The sequence below is a fragment of the Serratia sp. Res13-Sevr-LER1-36-b genome (assembly GCF_015673035.1).
GTDB lineage: Bacteria > Pseudomonadota > Gammaproteobacteria > Enterobacterales > Enterobacteriaceae > Chania > Chania fonticola_C.
The window spans coordinates 485,398-499,705 of sequence record NZ_JADACK010000005.1 but is presented as its reverse complement, the minus strand read 5'-3'; the positions used below and the strand labels follow the sequence as shown (position 1 = coordinate 499,705).

Genomic DNA, 14,308 nt, shown 5'->3' with positions numbered 1-14,308 from the left:
GCAATAATTATACGCGACGGAAAATCAGCGAACCATTAGTGCCACCGAAGCCGAAGGAGTTACACAGCGTGAACTCCATATCTTTGGTCTGGCGCGCTTCGTGTGGTACGAAGTCCAGATCGCAACCTTCATCCGGATTATCCAGATTGATGGTAGGTGGAACCGCCTGATCGCGCAGAGCCAACACGGTAAAGATCGACTCAATCGCCCCAGCGGCACCCAGCAGGTGACCGGTCATCGATTTAGTGGAGCTGACCATTACCCGGTTGGCATCGCTACCAAATACGGATTTCACCGCTTGGGTTTCGGCTTTATCACCGGCCGGCGTCGAGGTGCCATGCGCGTTGATATAGCCAATCTGTGACGTTGTCACACCTGCATCACGCAGTGCGTTTTCCATCGCCAAGGCGGCACCGGCACCGTTTTCCGGTGGCGATGTCATGTGGTAGGCATCGCTGCTCATACCAAACCCGACAATTTCGGCGTAAATTTTCGCACCGCGTTGTTTTGCGTGTTCGTACTCTTCCAGCACCATCATCCCCGCACCATCGCCCAGGACAAAACCATCACGGTCTTTATCCCAGGGGCGGCTTGCGGCCTGTGGGTTGTCATTGCGGGTTGAGAGCGCACGAGCCGCCCCAAAGCCGCCGACACCCAGAGGGGTACTGGCTTTTTCTGCGCCACCGGCCAGCATCACATCGGCATCATTGTAAGCAATGATACGTGCGGCATGGCCAATGTTATGGACACCTGAGGTACAGGCGGTAGCGATGGAAATACTTGGGCCACGCATGCCGTACATAATGGTCAGGTGACCGGCAATCATGTTCACAATGGTCGAGGGCACAAAAAACGGACTGATTTTCCGTGGGCCACCGTTAACCAGTGAGCTATGGTTTTCTTCAATCAACCCCAGGCCACCGATACCAGAGCCGATAGCGGCACCAATACGATTGGCGTTCGCCTCGTTGATATCCAGCCCCGCATCCTGCATGGCTTGCATGCCGGCGACGATGCCATATTGAATGAAAGCATCCATCTTGCGCGCATCTTTGCGCGAGATGAAATCTTCACAGTTAAAATTCTTTACCAAGCCAGCAAAGCGCGTTGCATAGGCAGTAGTATCGAAATGGTCGATCAGGCTGATGCCACTCTGACCGGCAAGAAGAGCATTCCATGTGGACTCTACCGTGTTGCCGACAGGAGACAACATGCCCAGTCCGGTCACAACTACTCGACGCTTAGACACGTTTGTCCTCCAAGGAGGGAAAATATGACGCTAGGGATAGAAAAAACTTAGGCGGTCGAGTGACCGCCTAGATATGTTCGCTTACTGCTGGCTAGCGTTGATGAAATCAATAGCTGCTTGCACAGTAGTGATTTTCTCAGCTTCTTCGTCTGGAATTTCGGTGTCGAATTCTTCTTCCAGAGCCATTACCAGCTCAACGGTGTCAAGAGAATCAGCGCCCAGGTCTTCAACGAAAGAAGCGTTGTTCAATACTTCTTCCTGCTTAACACCCAGTTGCTCAACAATGATTTTCTTAACGCGTTCTTCGATAGTGCTCATACTCTTAAATTTCCTATCAAAACTCGCTTTCGCGATGGTTTTCGTAGTGTATAAAATGTTGAAAAAGATGCAACTAAATCCCGGCTGGTCAAACCACGATTTTACGCTATTTTGCGGTTTTTACCTCAAATAACGCAAATAGTTTTCGCATTTTTTAAATCATATACATGCCGCCATTGACATGTAACGTTTCACCGGTGATGTAGCTGGCCTCGTCAGAGGCTAAAAATGCAACAGCGCTGGCGATTTCTTTAGCTTCCCCAAGCCGGCTAGCCGGAACCTGAGTCAAAATGCCTGCGCGTTGATCTTCTGTCAACGCCCGTGTCATGTCCGTCTCAATAAAGCCAGGAGCCACGACGTTGACCGTAATGCCACGTGAAGCGATCTCACGTGCCAAAGACTTACTAAAACCAATCAGACCGGCTTTAGCCGCCGCGTAGTTAGCCTGCCCTGCATTCCCCATGGTACCAACAACGGAACCGATAGAGATGATACGGCCAAACCGCTTTTTCATCATAGCTCGCATTACCGCTTTTGACAGACGGAATACGGAAGTCAGATTGGTGTCCAGGATATCCTGCCACTCATCATCCTTCATTCGCATCAGCAGGTTATCACGCGTAATCCCGGCATTATTCACTAAAATGTCGATTTCGCCAAATTCCGCACGAATCGAGGTCAAAACGTTGTCGATAGATTGAGCATCAACCACGTTCAGCATATAGCCTTTGCCGTTCTCACCCAGATAGCTGCTGATGGCTTCAGCACCGCTCTCGCTGGTAGCGGTGCCGATAACCTTGGCGCCACGTGCAACAAACAACTCTGCAATAGCCCGGCCAATACCGCGGCTTGCGCCGGTGACCAGGACAATTTTCCCTTCGAAGCTCATGGTTATCCTCTTTTACTGTTCCAACGCCGCAGACAGGCTGGCAGTATCGTTAACCGCTGCCGCCGTCAAGGTGTCGACAATGCGTTTGGTCAGGCCGGTCAGCACTTTGCCCGGGCCCACTTCCAACAGCAGAGTCACACCCTCTGCCGCCATAAATTCTACGCTTTCCGTCCAGCGCACCGGGCTGTACAGTTGGCGAACCAACGCACTGCGGATAGCTTCTGGCGCGGTCTCTGCGCGTACATCAACGTTATTGACTACCGGTACTGTCGGCGCGTTGAAGGTGATGTCTTGCAGCGCTACAGCCAGCTTATCGGCGGCCGGTTTCATCAGTGCGCAGTGCGAAGGCACGCTCACCGGCAACGGCAGTGCACGTTTGGCACCGGCTGCTTTGCAAGCTGCACCTGCACGCTCAACCGCTTCTTTGTTGCCCGCGATAACGACCTGACCCGGAGAGTTGAAGTTCACCGGTGAAACTACCTGGCCTTGAGCTGACTCCTCACAGGCTTTGGCAATCGAGGCATTATCCAGACCGATGATGGCGTACATGGCACCGGTACCTTCTGGTACCGCTTCCTGCATCAGTTTGCCGCGCAGCTCTACCAAACGGATAGCCGCAGCAAAATCCAGCACACCGGCACACACCAGCGCCGAGTATTCACCCAGACTGTGGCCAGCCATCATCACAGGCATGTTACCGCCCTGCTGCTGCCAGACACGGAAGATGGCAACGGAGGCCGCCAACAACGCTGGCTGTGTCTGCCAGGTTTTATTCAGCTCTTCTGCCGGGCCAGTCTGTACCAACTGCCACAGATCGTAACCCAAAGCCGCAGAAGCGTCGCTAAAAGTTTGTTCCACAATGGGAAACTGTGCGGCCAAATCGGCCAACATGCCAACGGTTTGTGAACCCTGGCCTGGAAAAACAAAAGCAGTTTGCGTCATTTTTTTATTCCTGTTGAATCAAAAACGAACCAGCGCCGAGCCCCAGGTAAAGCCACCGCCGAATGCTTCCAGCAACACCAACTGACCACGCTGGATGCGCCCGTCGCGTACGGCTTCGTCGAGCGCTGCTGGTACCGAGGCGGCAGAGGTGTTACCGTGACGATCGAGCGTCACCACCACTTTATCCATTCCCATACCCAGTTTTTTTGCCGTTGCGCTGATGATGCGCAGGTTGGCCTGATGCGGAACCAGCCAATCCAGTTCGCTGCGGTCAAGCTCGTTGGCCTTCAGCGTTTCATCAACGATATGTGCCAGTTCGGTGACTGCCACTTTAAACACTTCGTTGCCCGCCATCGTGACGTAGGCAGGCTGATCCGGGTTCTGACGATCTTTATTTGGCAGCGCCAGCAGATTGCCATAGCGGCCATCCGCATGCAGATGGGTAGAGATAATGCCCTGGTCCTCAGAGGCCCCCAGCACTACCGCGCCCGCACCGTCGCCAAACAGGATGATGGTGCCGCGATCCTCTGGATCGAGCGTGCGCGACAGCGCATCTGAGCCGATCACCAGCGCATGCTTTACCGCGCCGTTCTTGACGTACTGATCGGCCACGCTCAAGGCGTAGGTAAAGCCAGCACAGGCCGCCGCAATATCAAACGCCGCGCAGTCCTGAATGCCCAGCATCTGTTGCACCTGGCAGGCAGAACTTGGGAACGCATGGCTTGAGGTGGTGGTCGCCACCACGATCAGGCCGATATCTTCTTTAGCCACACCCGCCATTTCCAGCGCGTGAGACGCAGCGTGGAAGCTCATGGTTGCCACGGTTTCATCCGGGGCAGCGATACGACGTTCACGAATACCGGTGCGAGTCACGATCCACTCGTCAGACGTATCCACCATTTTTTCTAAGTCAGCGTTGGTGCGCACTTGTGCGGGTAAGTAACTCCCCGTACCGAGAATCTTTGTATACATGAACGATCAGTCACTCTTGGGTAATACAGCTTCAAGGCGCGCAGCAATCCTGTCCGGAACTTGCCGCTGCACCGCCTGTACAGCCTGTTCGATTGCCACCGCAAACGCGTTTTGGTTTGCAGCGCCGTGGCTCTTAATCACGGTTCCCCGCAATCCTAACAGACATGCACCATTATACTGGTCGGGGTTCAGATGACCAAAACGCCTTGCCACCCTTTTTTGTAACCAACGACCCAACAATTTTAACCACCACGCCTGTTTTCCCCCTTCGGAGGATGACTTGAGTAGCGACAAGAACAGTCTTATCACACCTTCCATGGTTTTCAGAGTGACGTTGCCGACAAAGCCGTCGCAGACCATCACATCGGTTTTACCAGTGAGCAGGTCGTTGCCTTCCAGATAACCAATATAGTTGATTGCCTGCGTTTTTTTAAGTACGGCGGAGGCTTCGCGGATATTATCCAGTCCTTTGGTTTCTTCTTCGCCGATATTGAGCAGTGCCACACGTGGCTGCGCGATACCCAATACCTCTTCCGCCATCACTGCTCCCATGACCGCGAACTGCACCAGCATCGTGCTATCGCACTCTACGTTGGCCCCCAGATCCAGCACCACGGTTTTACCGCGCTGCTGGTTAGGTATCACGGTCATCAACGCCGGGCGTTCAATGCCGTCCAACGGTTTGATCAGCAGCTTGGCCAGCCCCATCAACGCCCCGGTATTCCCTGCACTGACACAAGCCTGCGCCTCACCGCTTTTAATCAACTCCAGCGCAATACGCATAGAGGTACCTCGACTGGCCCGGATCGCTTGTGAAGGCTTGGCGTCACCGGCAATAACCGATTCGGCAGGTACGACTTGCAAGCGTTCCAGGACAGACGGATCGGCTTTGGCAAGTAACGGGGAGATGACGTCGGGATCGCCGACTAACAGGAGATGAAGCTGTAAATTAGAGGCCAGTGCCTGCAATGAAGCAGGCACTGTGACGCAGGGACCGAAATCCCCGCCCATAGCATCTAACGCCAGGGTTAGACGAGTCAAAGTATCGCTGACTTAGCCGATAACCTTGCGACCGCGGTAGAAACCGTCGGCAGTGATGTGGTGACGACGATGAGTTTCACCGGAAGTCGCATCTACAGACAAGGTGGTGGTGGTCAGGGCATCGTGTGAACGACGCATGCCACGTTTGGAACGGGTTGGTTTATTTTGTTGTACGGCCATGGACCTTACTCCTCGATTACTTACGCTTTAAACTGGCTAATACGGCAAATGGATTTGGTTTCTCCGCCTCAGGAGGCAGTTTGCCAAACACCATGTCCGCTTCGGACACTTCACAGTGTTCAGATTCATGTACCGGAACGACAGGCAGTGAAAGAATAATTTCGTCTTCAATCATTGCCAACAGATCGACTTCGCCAAACTCGTCAACTTCGATCGGTTCGTACGCTTCCGGTAATGCCTCAGCCTGCTCATCATTGACGACCGGGCTAAAACAATATGTTGTGTGGACCTGATGTGCAAACGGGACACCACAGCGTTGGCACATCAGCGTTACCGCGACGTCCGCATGCCCTGTTATCACCGCGAGGCGCTGGTTATCAATATCAAACGACAACTGCACTTCGACATCACTGTCCACACTGACCACGGAGTCGGCAACACGTGTAACCAGCTCAGGCGCATAGGAACCAACATAGTCCAAGCGTTTCTGAGCGGTACGTACCGCATCAATGGTCAAGGGTAATTTTACCTTTTGCATAGGGCGCGCATATTAACTTTGTAACGTCATAGAGTCAAAGAAAAAGGCCCTAAAACGGCACCTTTCACCAATATTCGCTTCCAGAGCGGCCGACAGTTTAAGATGACCGACATATTTACGCTACGGTTTGTGGAAAAAATTATGCAAAGACTCTTACTCGCTTCAACGTCAATCTACCGCCAGCAGCTGTTGGAGAAGCTGCACCTGCCCTTTATTTGTGCAGCACCGCAAACCGATGAAACACCGCTGCCCGGGGAAAGTGCCGAGGCTTTGGTGCTGCGCCTGGCGGCGGCCAAGGCTCAGGCGCTGGCCACGGCCTACCCTGATTATCTGATTATCGGTTCCGATCAGGTCTGCGTGATCGCCGGGGAAATCACCGGTAAGCCCCATAGCGAAGAGAACGCCCGCCAGCAGCTACGTAAGGCCAGCGGCAAGCAGGTGACCTTCTATACCGGTTTGGCGCTCTATAATAGCCGTAGCCAACGCCTACAGGTGATATGTGAACCTTTCCACGTTCATTTCCGTACGTTGAGCGAAGTGGAGATAGAAACCTACGTGCGTCTCGAGCAACCGCTCTTTTGTGCGGGCAGCTTCAAGAGTGAAGGTTTGGGGATTGCGCTGTTTGAGAAGTTGGAGGGCCGCGACCCGAATGCGTTGATTGGCCTGCCGCTGATCGCATTGCTGGAGATGTTGCGGGCTGAAGGGATCAACCCGCTGGTATAAGTGGGCGCAGCATGCGGCGCCCCTACGATCGAATATGTTCGGCCCTAACAAATTCCACAACGGCTCACTTTGTCGGGGTTTATTTTTTTGCTGCGGCGGTCCGTTGGCGCAATACCTGCAGGCAATGACGCAGTTCGTCATCCATCGGCGCTTCGATGCGCATCGTTTCGCCGGTGGCAGGATGTTCAAAGCGCAGCGCCGCCGCATGCAGGAACAGGCGTTTCAGGCCGGTGCCCGCCAATTGGCGATCGAACTCCCGGTCACCATAACGATCGTCAAAGGCGATCGGATGCCCGGCATGCAAGGTATGCACGCGAATTTGGTGGGTACGCCCGGTGATCGGGCTGGCCTTCACCAGCGTGGCATGTTCAAAGCGCTCTTCGATCTTGAAGCGGGTCTCCGAAGGTTTACCTTCGCTGTTGACGCGGACAATGCGCTCCCCGCTCTGTAAAATATTCTTCAGCAACGGTGCTTGCACCGCTTTGCAGTGCGACTGCCACTCGCCGCGCACCAACGCCATATAATCCTTCTGCATCCCCTTAAGGCGCAGTTGCTCGTGCAGCGAGCGCAGCGCCGAACGCTTCTTGGCCACCATCAATACGCCGGAGGTATCGCGATCCAAACGGTGCACCAGCTCCAGAAAACGTGCTTCCGGACGTAATGCCCGCAATCCTTCGATCACGCCAAAACTCAGGCCGCTACCGCCGTGCACCGCCGTTCCCGAAGGTTTGTTCAGCAATAGCAGGTGATCGTCCTCATAAAGGATGCAATCCGCCAGGGCAGCAACTTTGTCCAGCTTGGCGGAAACCGGTGCATCTTCACGTTCGGCGACCCGAACCGGAGGAATGCGCACCACGTCGCCCGCTGCCAGTTTATATTCAGCCTTGATGCGGCCTTTATTGACCCGCACCTCGCCTTTGCGCACGATGCGATAAATCATGCTCTTCGGCACGCCTTTCAGGCGGGCAAGCAAAAAATTGTCGATTCTCTGACCGGCTTCGTCGTCAGAAATCGTCACTAATTGTACTGCGGGAATGTTCGTTTTCATGGGGCGGGATTCTAAATAGAGCGCGTCAATAGCGCCACCTCTTTTTATGTGCTTAACTGTCTCTCAGACTGTGAAAGAAACGCCAGCGAACAATAAGGCAGCAAGCCAGGTTGATCGTTTGCGGTTTCGATCATAGTTAAGGAAAAGTCACCTTGCTATAAAGGTGCTTGCAATGGAATAATGCTGTAACTTTCCGTGCCGATCCCCTTGAAACGAGGAGAATTGCGGAATTATACAGTTTGTCTGGTTGCACAAAAACGCAGCAATGGCGTAAGACGTAATGTGAAATCAAACAATTAGCGGGCTGCGGGTTGCAGCTTGGCCGGCAAATGGAATCAGATCTGTCAACATAAATCAGAGGCTATTCCCTGAGTCAAAAGCGCTGTGTTTCACAAAGAAATACAGGCTTACCGAGATAATGCGCCCCTATGCAGGCGACAACCGTGAGGTTGACGGCTTTGCGAGAAGACACGGGGTTTTCGGTTTTAACCTGGCCATGAGGTTATTTTGCCCGCAGCTTTGTCGATAATGTAAAAAAAACGAGTAAGTTAAGATGAAAAGAATGTTGATTAACGCAACTCAGCAGGAAGAGTTGCGTGTTGCCCTTGTAGATGGACAGCGGCTGTACGATCTGGATATTGAAAGCCCTGGCCATGAGCAGAAAAAAGCGAATATTTACAAAGGCAAAATCACTCGAATTGAACCTAGTCTTGAGGCCGCGTTCGTTGATTACGGCGCTGAACGACATGGTTTCCTCCCGCTAAAAGAAATCGCTCGCGAATACTTCCCAAGCAATTACTCTTCCCATGGTCGCCCAAACATCAAAGATGTGCTGCGTGAAGGCCAGGAAGTCATCGTTCAGGTTGATAAAGAAGAACGGGGTAATAAAGGCGCCGCCTTGACTACCTTCATCAGCCTGGCCGGTAGCTATCTGGTTCTGATGCCGAACAATCCGCGTGCCGGTGGTATTTCCCGCCGCATCGAAGGTGACGACCGTACCGAACTGAAAGAAGCGCTCTCCTCGCTGCAATTGCCAGACGGCATGGGGCTGATTGTCCGTACCGCTGGCGTTGGCAAATCTGCTGACGCTCTGCAATGGGACCTGTCATTCCGCCTCAAGCACTGGGAAGCGATTAAAAAAGCCGCCGAAGGCCGCCCTGCTCCGTTCCTGATCCACCAGGAAAGCAACGTTATCGTGCGAGCATTCCGCGACTACCTGCGCCCAGACATCGGTGAAATCCTGATCGACAACCCGAAGGTACTCGATCTGGCCAAAGAGCACATCGCTGCCTTGGGCCGCCCGGATTTCAGCAGCAAGATCAAATTGTACAGTGGCGAAATCCCGCTGTTCAGCCATTACCAGATCGAATCGCAGATCGAATCCGCGTTCCAACGTGAAGTGCGTCTACCTTCCGGTGGTTCCATCGTGATCGACACCACCGAAGCCTTGACCGCTATCGATATCAACTCCGCGCGTGCAACCCGCGGTGGCGACATCGAAGAAACCGCATTCAATACCAACCTGGAAGCGGCAGATGAAATCGCTCGCCAATTGCGCCTGCGCGACCTGGGTGGCCTGATCGTTATCGACTTTATCGATATGACCCCGGTTCGTCACCAGCGTGAAGTGGAAAACCGTCTGCGCGATGCCGTCCGCCAGGATCGTGCCCGCATTCAGATTGGCCGTATCTCTCGCTTCGGCCTGCTGGAAATGTCCCGTCAGCGCCTCAGCCCGTCACTGGGTGAATCCAGCCACCACGTGTGCCCGCGCTGTACCGGTACCGGCACCATCCGTGATAACGAATCGCTGGCGCTGTCTATTCTGCGCCTGATCGAAGAAGAAGCGCTGAAAGAGAACACCAAAGAAGTTCACGCCATCGTGCCGGTTCAGGTAGCTTCCTACCTGCTGAACGAAAAACGTGATTCTGTCAGCGCGATCGAGAAGCGCCAGGGTGGCGTGAAAGCGATCATCGTGCCAAACGATCAGATGCAAACTCCGCATTACTCCGTGCTGCGCGTACGCAAGGGTGAAGAAACACCAACCCTGAGCTACCTGCTGCCGAAGCTGCATGAAGAAGAAATGGCCCAGCCGCAGGATGATGCGCCAGTCGAGCGCAAACGCGAGCAACCCGCTCTGGCTTCCTTCTCTCTGTCACAGGATGCTCCACCGCAGGAAGAAGAGCCTGTGGTTAGCAAGCCTGCCGTTGCCGCCAAACCGGCAGTTGTATCAACTCCTGCTGCTGAAGCCAAACCTGGCCTGTTGAGCCGTCTGTTCGGTGGCTTGAAGTCACTGTTCGCCGGTGAAGAAACGCCGGTGGTTGAAGCTAAACCGGTCGTAGCTGAGAAAACGGAAGACAGCGACAACCGTCGTCAGGATCGTCGTGGCCAACGCCGCCAGGGTTCTGGCCGTAAAGGTGAACGTGGCGAGCGTAAAGAACGTGGCGAAGGGCGTGACAACCGTGAACGTGGTGACCGTGAACCACGCGAAAATCGCGAGCCGCGTGAACCACGTGAAAACCGTGACGACCAGCGCCGCAACAACCGCCGTAACGCACAGCAACAGACTGCACCAGCGGCTGTCAACACCGAAGTGCAGACTGAAGAAGCGGCCAAGGTACAGCGCGAAGATCAGCAACAGCGCCGTGAACAACGTGCCGAGCGTCAACGCCGTCGTCAGGAAGAAAAACGCCAAGCTCCGCAAGATGTCAAAGTGCCAGAAACTGCGGAAGTCGTTGTTGCCAGCCATAGCAATGACGAAGATGAAGACCGTCATCAGCAGCCAACGCAGCGTCGTCAACGCCGCCCACTCGCGCAGAAAGTTCGCGTCCTGTCGGCGGAAGAAGAACTGCATCGCGCCGCTGAAGAACTGTTAGCGCCTAAGGCGCCGGTCGCCAAGGTTGAAGAAAACCAGGCTCCGGTATTGGCGGAAAGCGTTAAACTGTTGCCACAGACCATTGCGGCCCAGTCTGAAGATGATGCGCAAGCTGACAACCGTGGTAACGGTGAAAACGGCATGCCACGTCGCTCTCGTCGTTCTCCACGCCATCTGCGCGTCAGTGGTCAGCGTCGTCGTCGCTATCGTGACGAGCGTTATCCGAACCAGTCGCCAATGCCGTTGGCCGGGGCGTTTGCCTCACCAGAGATGGCTTCAGGCAAAGTTTGGGTCAGCTATCCTGTGGCACAAGCAGCCGTGTACGTTGAACACGAAGAAGCTCAAGCGCCAGTGACGGTTGAAACCGTCGCCGTTGCTGCTGCACCGGTGGCTGTTGAAGCCGCTCCTGTTCAGCCTGTGGTCAACGAAGCGCCAAGCGTAGTTGAAACCGCTTCGGTAGTGGCTGAATCGGTGGCAACACCGGTAGTTGAAGCCCCGGTAGAAACTGCACCTGTTGAAGCAGTAGCCGACGCTGTCGTCGCTGCCGAGTCAGCCGCTGTTGTGGTAGATGAAACCGTTGTCAGTGAAACAACTGAAGATGAGACGGTTACAGATGCTGCAGTACAAGCTGAGCCGGTTATCGCTGAACCCGTGTTGCAAGAGTCTGTAGTTGAAGAAGCTGTATTGGAAGCCGTCGTAGCAGCCCCTGCAGAGGCTGCTGTAACCGCAGAGCCAGAAGTCGAGCCAGCACAGCCAGAGGCTGCTCCAGCTCCTGTGCAGGCGGCCCCAGTGGTTGCACAACCGCAACCGGCGCTCTACAAGCATATCGCTACCGCCCCGATGACCAAAGCGCCTGCGCCGGATTATCAGCCGGAAGCCGCGAAGACCAGCGAGTGGCAGCGCCCTTCCTTCAACTTTGACGGAAAAGGTTCTGCTGGCGGCCATGCAGCGGCTAATCAGGCCACTGCTCCAGCGACCAAACCGCAGCCGGTTAACGACTAAGTTAATCCCTGCCATACAAAACCCGCCTAGATGGCGGGTTTTTTCTTACCACTGAACATTCGGGCCATCCTTTTCAGTTTCTTAATGTCCAATGCCTCAAGTTGCCCTGAGCTAGTAAGCCAATTGATTTCAACTTGTCATTAACTAACAGATGCATCCAAAACGTTTTCCGCTTATCCTTTCACCCCGGCGTGAATAACCCTCGTTTATTCGCTTTTATTAAGATTTTTTGACCGCCGGAGCTCTGCACCATGACCGCACAACCCCAAGCCCTGAAAATCCGCCGCCCTGACGACTGGCATATCCATTTGCGTGACGACGACATGCTGAAAACGGTTCTGCCCTATACCAGTCAGGTGTTTGGCCGGGCGATTGTGATGCCGAACCTGGCCCCACCGATCACCACCATTGCCGCAGCACGTAGCTATCGTGAACGTATTCTGGCAGCCCTGCCCGCAGAGCATGACTTCACGCCGTTGATGACCTGCTACTTGACGGATTCACTGGCTGCGGCGGAACTGGTCAACGGGTTTGAGCAAGGGGTGTTCACCGCCGCCAAACTCTATCCAGCCAACGCCACTACCAACTCCAGCCACGGCGTGAGCGATGTGACCGGGATTTATCCCCTGCTTGAGCAGATGCAGAAGATCGGTATGCCGCTGCTGATCCATGGCGAAGTCACCGATGCCAGCGTAGATATCTTCGATCGTGAGGCTCGCTTTATCGAACAGGTGATGGAGCCGGTACGCCGCCAGTTCCCGGAATTAAAAATCGTTTTCGAGCATATCACCACCCGGGAAGCCGCTCAGTACGTGCAGGAAGGCAATCGTTTCCTTGGTGCCACCATTACGCCACAGCACCTGATGTTTAACCGCAACCACATGCTGGTAGGCGGGATCCGGCCACACCTGTTCTGCCTACCGATCCTCAAGCGTAACATCCATCAGGAAGCGTTACGCAGCGCCGTTGCCAGCGGCTGTGACCGCTTCTTCCTCGGCACCGACTCGGCACCTCATGCCAAACACCGTAAAGAGACCAGCTGTGGCTGTGCAGGGGTATTTAACGCCCCGAACGCGATGCCCGCCTACGCGACCGTGTTTGAACAATTAGGCGCGCTGGAGCATCTGGAAGCCTTCAGCTCGCTGAATGGTCCCCGCTTCTACGGCTTGCCGGTGAACCAGGACTTTATCACGCTGCAACGCCTGCCTGTGGCCCAGCCAGAGGAGATAACTTTGGGTAATGAAGCCGTGGTGCCCTTCCTGGCCGGTGAAACCATCAACTGGTCAGTGACCGACTGCTAAATATTTTATTTCTGCTCTTGCCTCCGGCGTTAGTTAACTGTATAAATATCCAGTAGACAGTTCCGGGGGCAATTATGCGTGTTGAAGTCACTATAGATAAAACCAAACCACTGCCGCCGGGGGCTATCGAAGCCCTGACCGGCGAATTCAGTAAACGGGTCAATCGCCAGTTTCCTGACACTACCGTCCAAATCCGTTATGCCGGTGCCAATGGCCTTTCCGTAATGGGCGGTGCCAAAACAGATAAAGACCTGATCGAGGAGATACTCCAGGAAACCTGGGAAAGTGCCGACGATTGGTTCAGTGCAGAATAATTCTGCAATGTAGTTGTTGCCGGAGGTCGCTCTCCGGCTTTTTTGTTTCCGTCGTATTGCCCTTTTCCCTGGAAGAAACAGCACTTGTGGTCTGTAATGATTAGACGACTTATGGTGCAACAAAGGTGTAAAGAATGGTTCCGGATAAAGGCAAGCCCGAAGAAGCGATGACCTTTGGCGAGTTGCTGGCCCTGATCGCCGATCAAAAACGGCGGCTGAGCGTGCTCGAGGTCGCTTTCTCTTATTTGTCTTTTGGCTTGAATGACAAAGCCAACCAGTTGCTGATCCACAGCCTGAAACTGGAAGCACAAAATCAGAACCGCGATCCTGAAATGCAAAAGCATTTCGCCCATCTGGCAGCCGAATTAGAAAGTCATGCGCACGTGCAACTTCCTCCTGCAGCCGAAGAGTAATATTTGAACGGGCGCAGCATGCAGCTGCCCCTACCCTTTGCCGATTACTTGAGCAAAAAATATTTATTTGCAATAAACCGCAGGAAAACACCCCACGTCAGATCTCGGATGCGTATACTGTAAAAGCTCACCATGAAGATGAGACGCATTGATCCTCGTTAGTAACTCCAGCTAGTCACTACTTGATAAGGGGTCTTTATGGACAGAAATGATGAAGTAATACAGACACATCCGCTTGTTGGCTGGGATATCAGTACCGTCGATGTTTATGATGCCATGATGATTCGCCTTCATTACCTGTCTTCACTAGACCAAACAGCCGAAGAAGCGCAAGTGGATCGGACTCTTTGGCTAACTACAGACGTTGCCCGCCAATTGATCAATATTTTAGAGGCTGGCATCGCCAAGATAGAATCTACGGATTATTTAGACCTTGATCGAAGAAAACATTAACCCATTCACCCTCAACCGCTAAGGCGTCGGCAATTAACCGGCGCCTTTTCTTT

General features: G+C 53.9%; 15 protein-coding genes. 6 read left to right on the top strand and 9 right to left on the bottom strand.

Annotation, left to right across the window (positions count from 1 at the left end; translation table 11 throughout):
* Positions 1-7: 7 nt before the first annotated feature.
* The 8 genes from fabF to yceD all read right to left on the bottom strand — a co-directional run bounded on the left by fabF (position 8) and on the right by yceD (position 6,129).
* Positions 8-1,249, bottom strand: a complete 1,242-nt coding sequence (gene fabF, locus IMQ33_RS03355) for a beta-ketoacyl-ACP synthase II (RefSeq protein WP_024485943.1) — start codon at positions 1,247-1,249, stop codon at positions 8-10.
* An 81-nt stretch (positions 1,250-1,330) separates the two neighbouring features.
* Positions 1,331-1,567, bottom strand: a complete 237-nt coding sequence (gene acpP, locus IMQ33_RS03350; protein WP_004719003.1) for an acyl carrier protein — start codon at positions 1,565-1,567, stop codon at positions 1,331-1,333.
* A 154-nt stretch (positions 1,568-1,721) separates the two neighbouring features.
* Positions 1,722-2,456, bottom strand: coding sequence for a 3-oxoacyl-ACP reductase FabG (fabG, locus tag IMQ33_RS03345; protein WP_024528544.1), 735 nt, complete (start codon positions 2,454-2,456; stop codon positions 1,722-1,724).
* Between the two features lie 12 nt (positions 2,457-2,468).
* Entirely contained in the window at positions 2,469-3,398 is a 930-nt protein-coding gene (fabD, locus tag IMQ33_RS03340; RefSeq protein ID WP_065685097.1) for an ACP S-malonyltransferase, read from the bottom strand.
* An 18-nt stretch (positions 3,399-3,416) separates the two neighbouring features.
* Positions 3,417-4,370 carry a beta-ketoacyl-ACP synthase III gene (locus tag IMQ33_RS03335; protein WP_186529318.1) on the bottom strand — a complete coding sequence of 318 codons (954 nt, stop codon included), beginning with the start codon at positions 4,368-4,370 and terminating at the stop codon, positions 3,417-3,419.
* A 6-nt stretch (positions 4,371-4,376) separates the two neighbouring features.
* Positions 4,377-5,411 carry a phosphate acyltransferase PlsX gene (gene plsX, locus IMQ33_RS03330; RefSeq protein ID WP_024528541.1) on the bottom strand — a complete coding sequence of 345 codons (1,035 nt, stop codon included), beginning with the start codon at positions 5,409-5,411 and terminating at the stop codon, positions 4,377-4,379.
* Between the two features lie 12 nt (positions 5,412-5,423).
* Entirely contained in the window at positions 5,424-5,591 is a 168-nt protein-coding gene (gene rpmF / locus IMQ33_RS03325) for a 50S ribosomal protein L32 (RefSeq protein ID WP_004943042.1), read from the bottom strand.
* A gap of 16 nt (positions 5,592-5,607) precedes the next feature.
* A complete protein-coding gene (gene yceD, locus IMQ33_RS03320) occupies positions 5,608-6,129 on the bottom strand; it encodes a 23S rRNA accumulation protein YceD (RefSeq protein WP_024485941.1) in 522 nt (173 codons plus the stop codon).
* Positions 6,130-6,270: 141 nt separating this feature from the next.
* On the opposite strand from yceD, the gene IMQ33_RS03315 reads away from it, so the two are divergent.
* On the top strand, positions 6,271-6,852 hold the full coding sequence (locus IMQ33_RS03315; protein WP_065685099.1) for a nucleoside triphosphate pyrophosphatase: 582 nt from the start codon (positions 6,271-6,273) through the stop codon (positions 6,850-6,852).
* Positions 6,853-6,931: 79 nt separating this feature from the next.
* Here the strand turns inward: IMQ33_RS03315 and rluC are convergent, their stop codons facing one another.
* Positions 6,932-7,900 (bottom strand): 23S rRNA pseudouridine(955/2504/2580) synthase RluC, encoded by a 969-nt coding sequence (gene rluC, locus IMQ33_RS03310; protein WP_024485939.1) that lies wholly within the window; start codon positions 7,898-7,900, stop codon positions 6,932-6,934.
* Between the two features lie 553 nt (positions 7,901-8,453).
* Between rluC and rne the strand changes: the two genes are divergently transcribed.
* From rne to bssS, 5 genes are all read left to right on the top strand, one after another.
* On the top strand, positions 8,454-11,774 hold the full coding sequence (gene rne, locus IMQ33_RS03305) for a ribonuclease E (protein ID WP_196061756.1): 3,321 nt from the start codon (positions 8,454-8,456) through the stop codon (positions 11,772-11,774).
* A 251-nt stretch (positions 11,775-12,025) separates the two neighbouring features.
* Positions 12,026-13,075, top strand: a complete 1,050-nt coding sequence (gene pyrC, locus IMQ33_RS03300) for a dihydroorotase (protein WP_065685101.1) — start codon at positions 12,026-12,028, stop codon at positions 13,073-13,075.
* A gap of 74 nt (positions 13,076-13,149) precedes the next feature.
* Complete coding sequence (gene dinI, locus IMQ33_RS03295; protein ID WP_021178315.1) at positions 13,150-13,389, top strand: DNA damage-inducible protein I; 240 nt, start codon at positions 13,150-13,152, stop codon at positions 13,387-13,389.
* A 134-nt stretch (positions 13,390-13,523) separates the two neighbouring features.
* Positions 13,524-13,802 carry a hypothetical protein gene (locus tag IMQ33_RS03290; protein WP_065685102.1) on the top strand — a complete coding sequence of 93 codons (279 nt, stop codon included), beginning with the start codon at positions 13,524-13,526 and terminating at the stop codon, positions 13,800-13,802.
* A 198-nt stretch (positions 13,803-14,000) separates the two neighbouring features.
* On the top strand, positions 14,001-14,255 hold the full coding sequence (gene bssS / locus IMQ33_RS03285) for a biofilm formation regulator BssS (RefSeq protein ID WP_024485935.1): 255 nt from the start codon (positions 14,001-14,003) through the stop codon (positions 14,253-14,255).
* The last annotated feature ends 53 nt before the right edge of the window (positions 14,256-14,308 follow it).

Bases quoted from the DNA above. Each gene is read 5' to 3' on its own strand.
- acpP (WP_004719003.1), bottom strand. From the start codon at position 1,567: ATGAGCACTATCGAAGAACGCGTTAAGAAAATCATTGTTGAGCAACTG.
- fabG (WP_024528544.1), bottom strand. From the start codon at position 2,456: ATGAGCTTCGAAGGGAAAATTGTCCTGGTCACCGGCGCAAGCCGCGGT.
- fabD (WP_065685097.1), bottom strand. From the start codon at position 3,398: ATGACGCAAACTGCTTTTGTTTTTCCAGGCCAGGGTTCACAAACCGTT.
- IMQ33_RS03335 (WP_186529318.1), bottom strand. From the start codon at position 4,370: ATGTATACAAAGATTCTCGGTACGGGGAGTTACTTACCCGCACAAGTG.
- rpmF (WP_004943042.1), bottom strand. From the start codon at position 5,591: ATGGCCGTACAACAAAATAAACCAACCCGTTCCAAACGTGGCATGCGT.
- yceD (WP_024485941.1), bottom strand. From the start codon at position 6,129: ATGCAAAAGGTAAAATTACCCTTGACCATTGATGCGGTACGTACCGCT.
- IMQ33_RS03315 (WP_065685099.1), top strand. From the start codon at position 6,271: ATGCAAAGACTCTTACTCGCTTCAACGTCAATCTACCGCCAGCAGCTG.
- rluC (WP_024485939.1), bottom strand. From the start codon at position 7,900: ATGAAAACGAACATTCCCGCAGTACAATTAGTGACGATTTCTGACGAC.
- rne (WP_196061756.1), top strand. From the start codon at position 8,454: ATGAAAAGAATGTTGATTAACGCAACTCAGCAGGAAGAGTTGCGTGTT.
- pyrC (WP_065685101.1), top strand. From the start codon at position 12,026: ATGACCGCACAACCCCAAGCCCTGAAAATCCGCCGCCCTGACGACTGG.
- dinI (WP_021178315.1), top strand. From the start codon at position 13,150: ATGCGTGTTGAAGTCACTATAGATAAAACCAAACCACTGCCGCCGGGG.
- IMQ33_RS03290 (WP_065685102.1), top strand. From the start codon at position 13,524: ATGGTTCCGGATAAAGGCAAGCCCGAAGAAGCGATGACCTTTGGCGAG.
- bssS (WP_024485935.1), top strand. From the start codon at position 14,001: ATGGACAGAAATGATGAAGTAATACAGACACATCCGCTTGTTGGCTGG.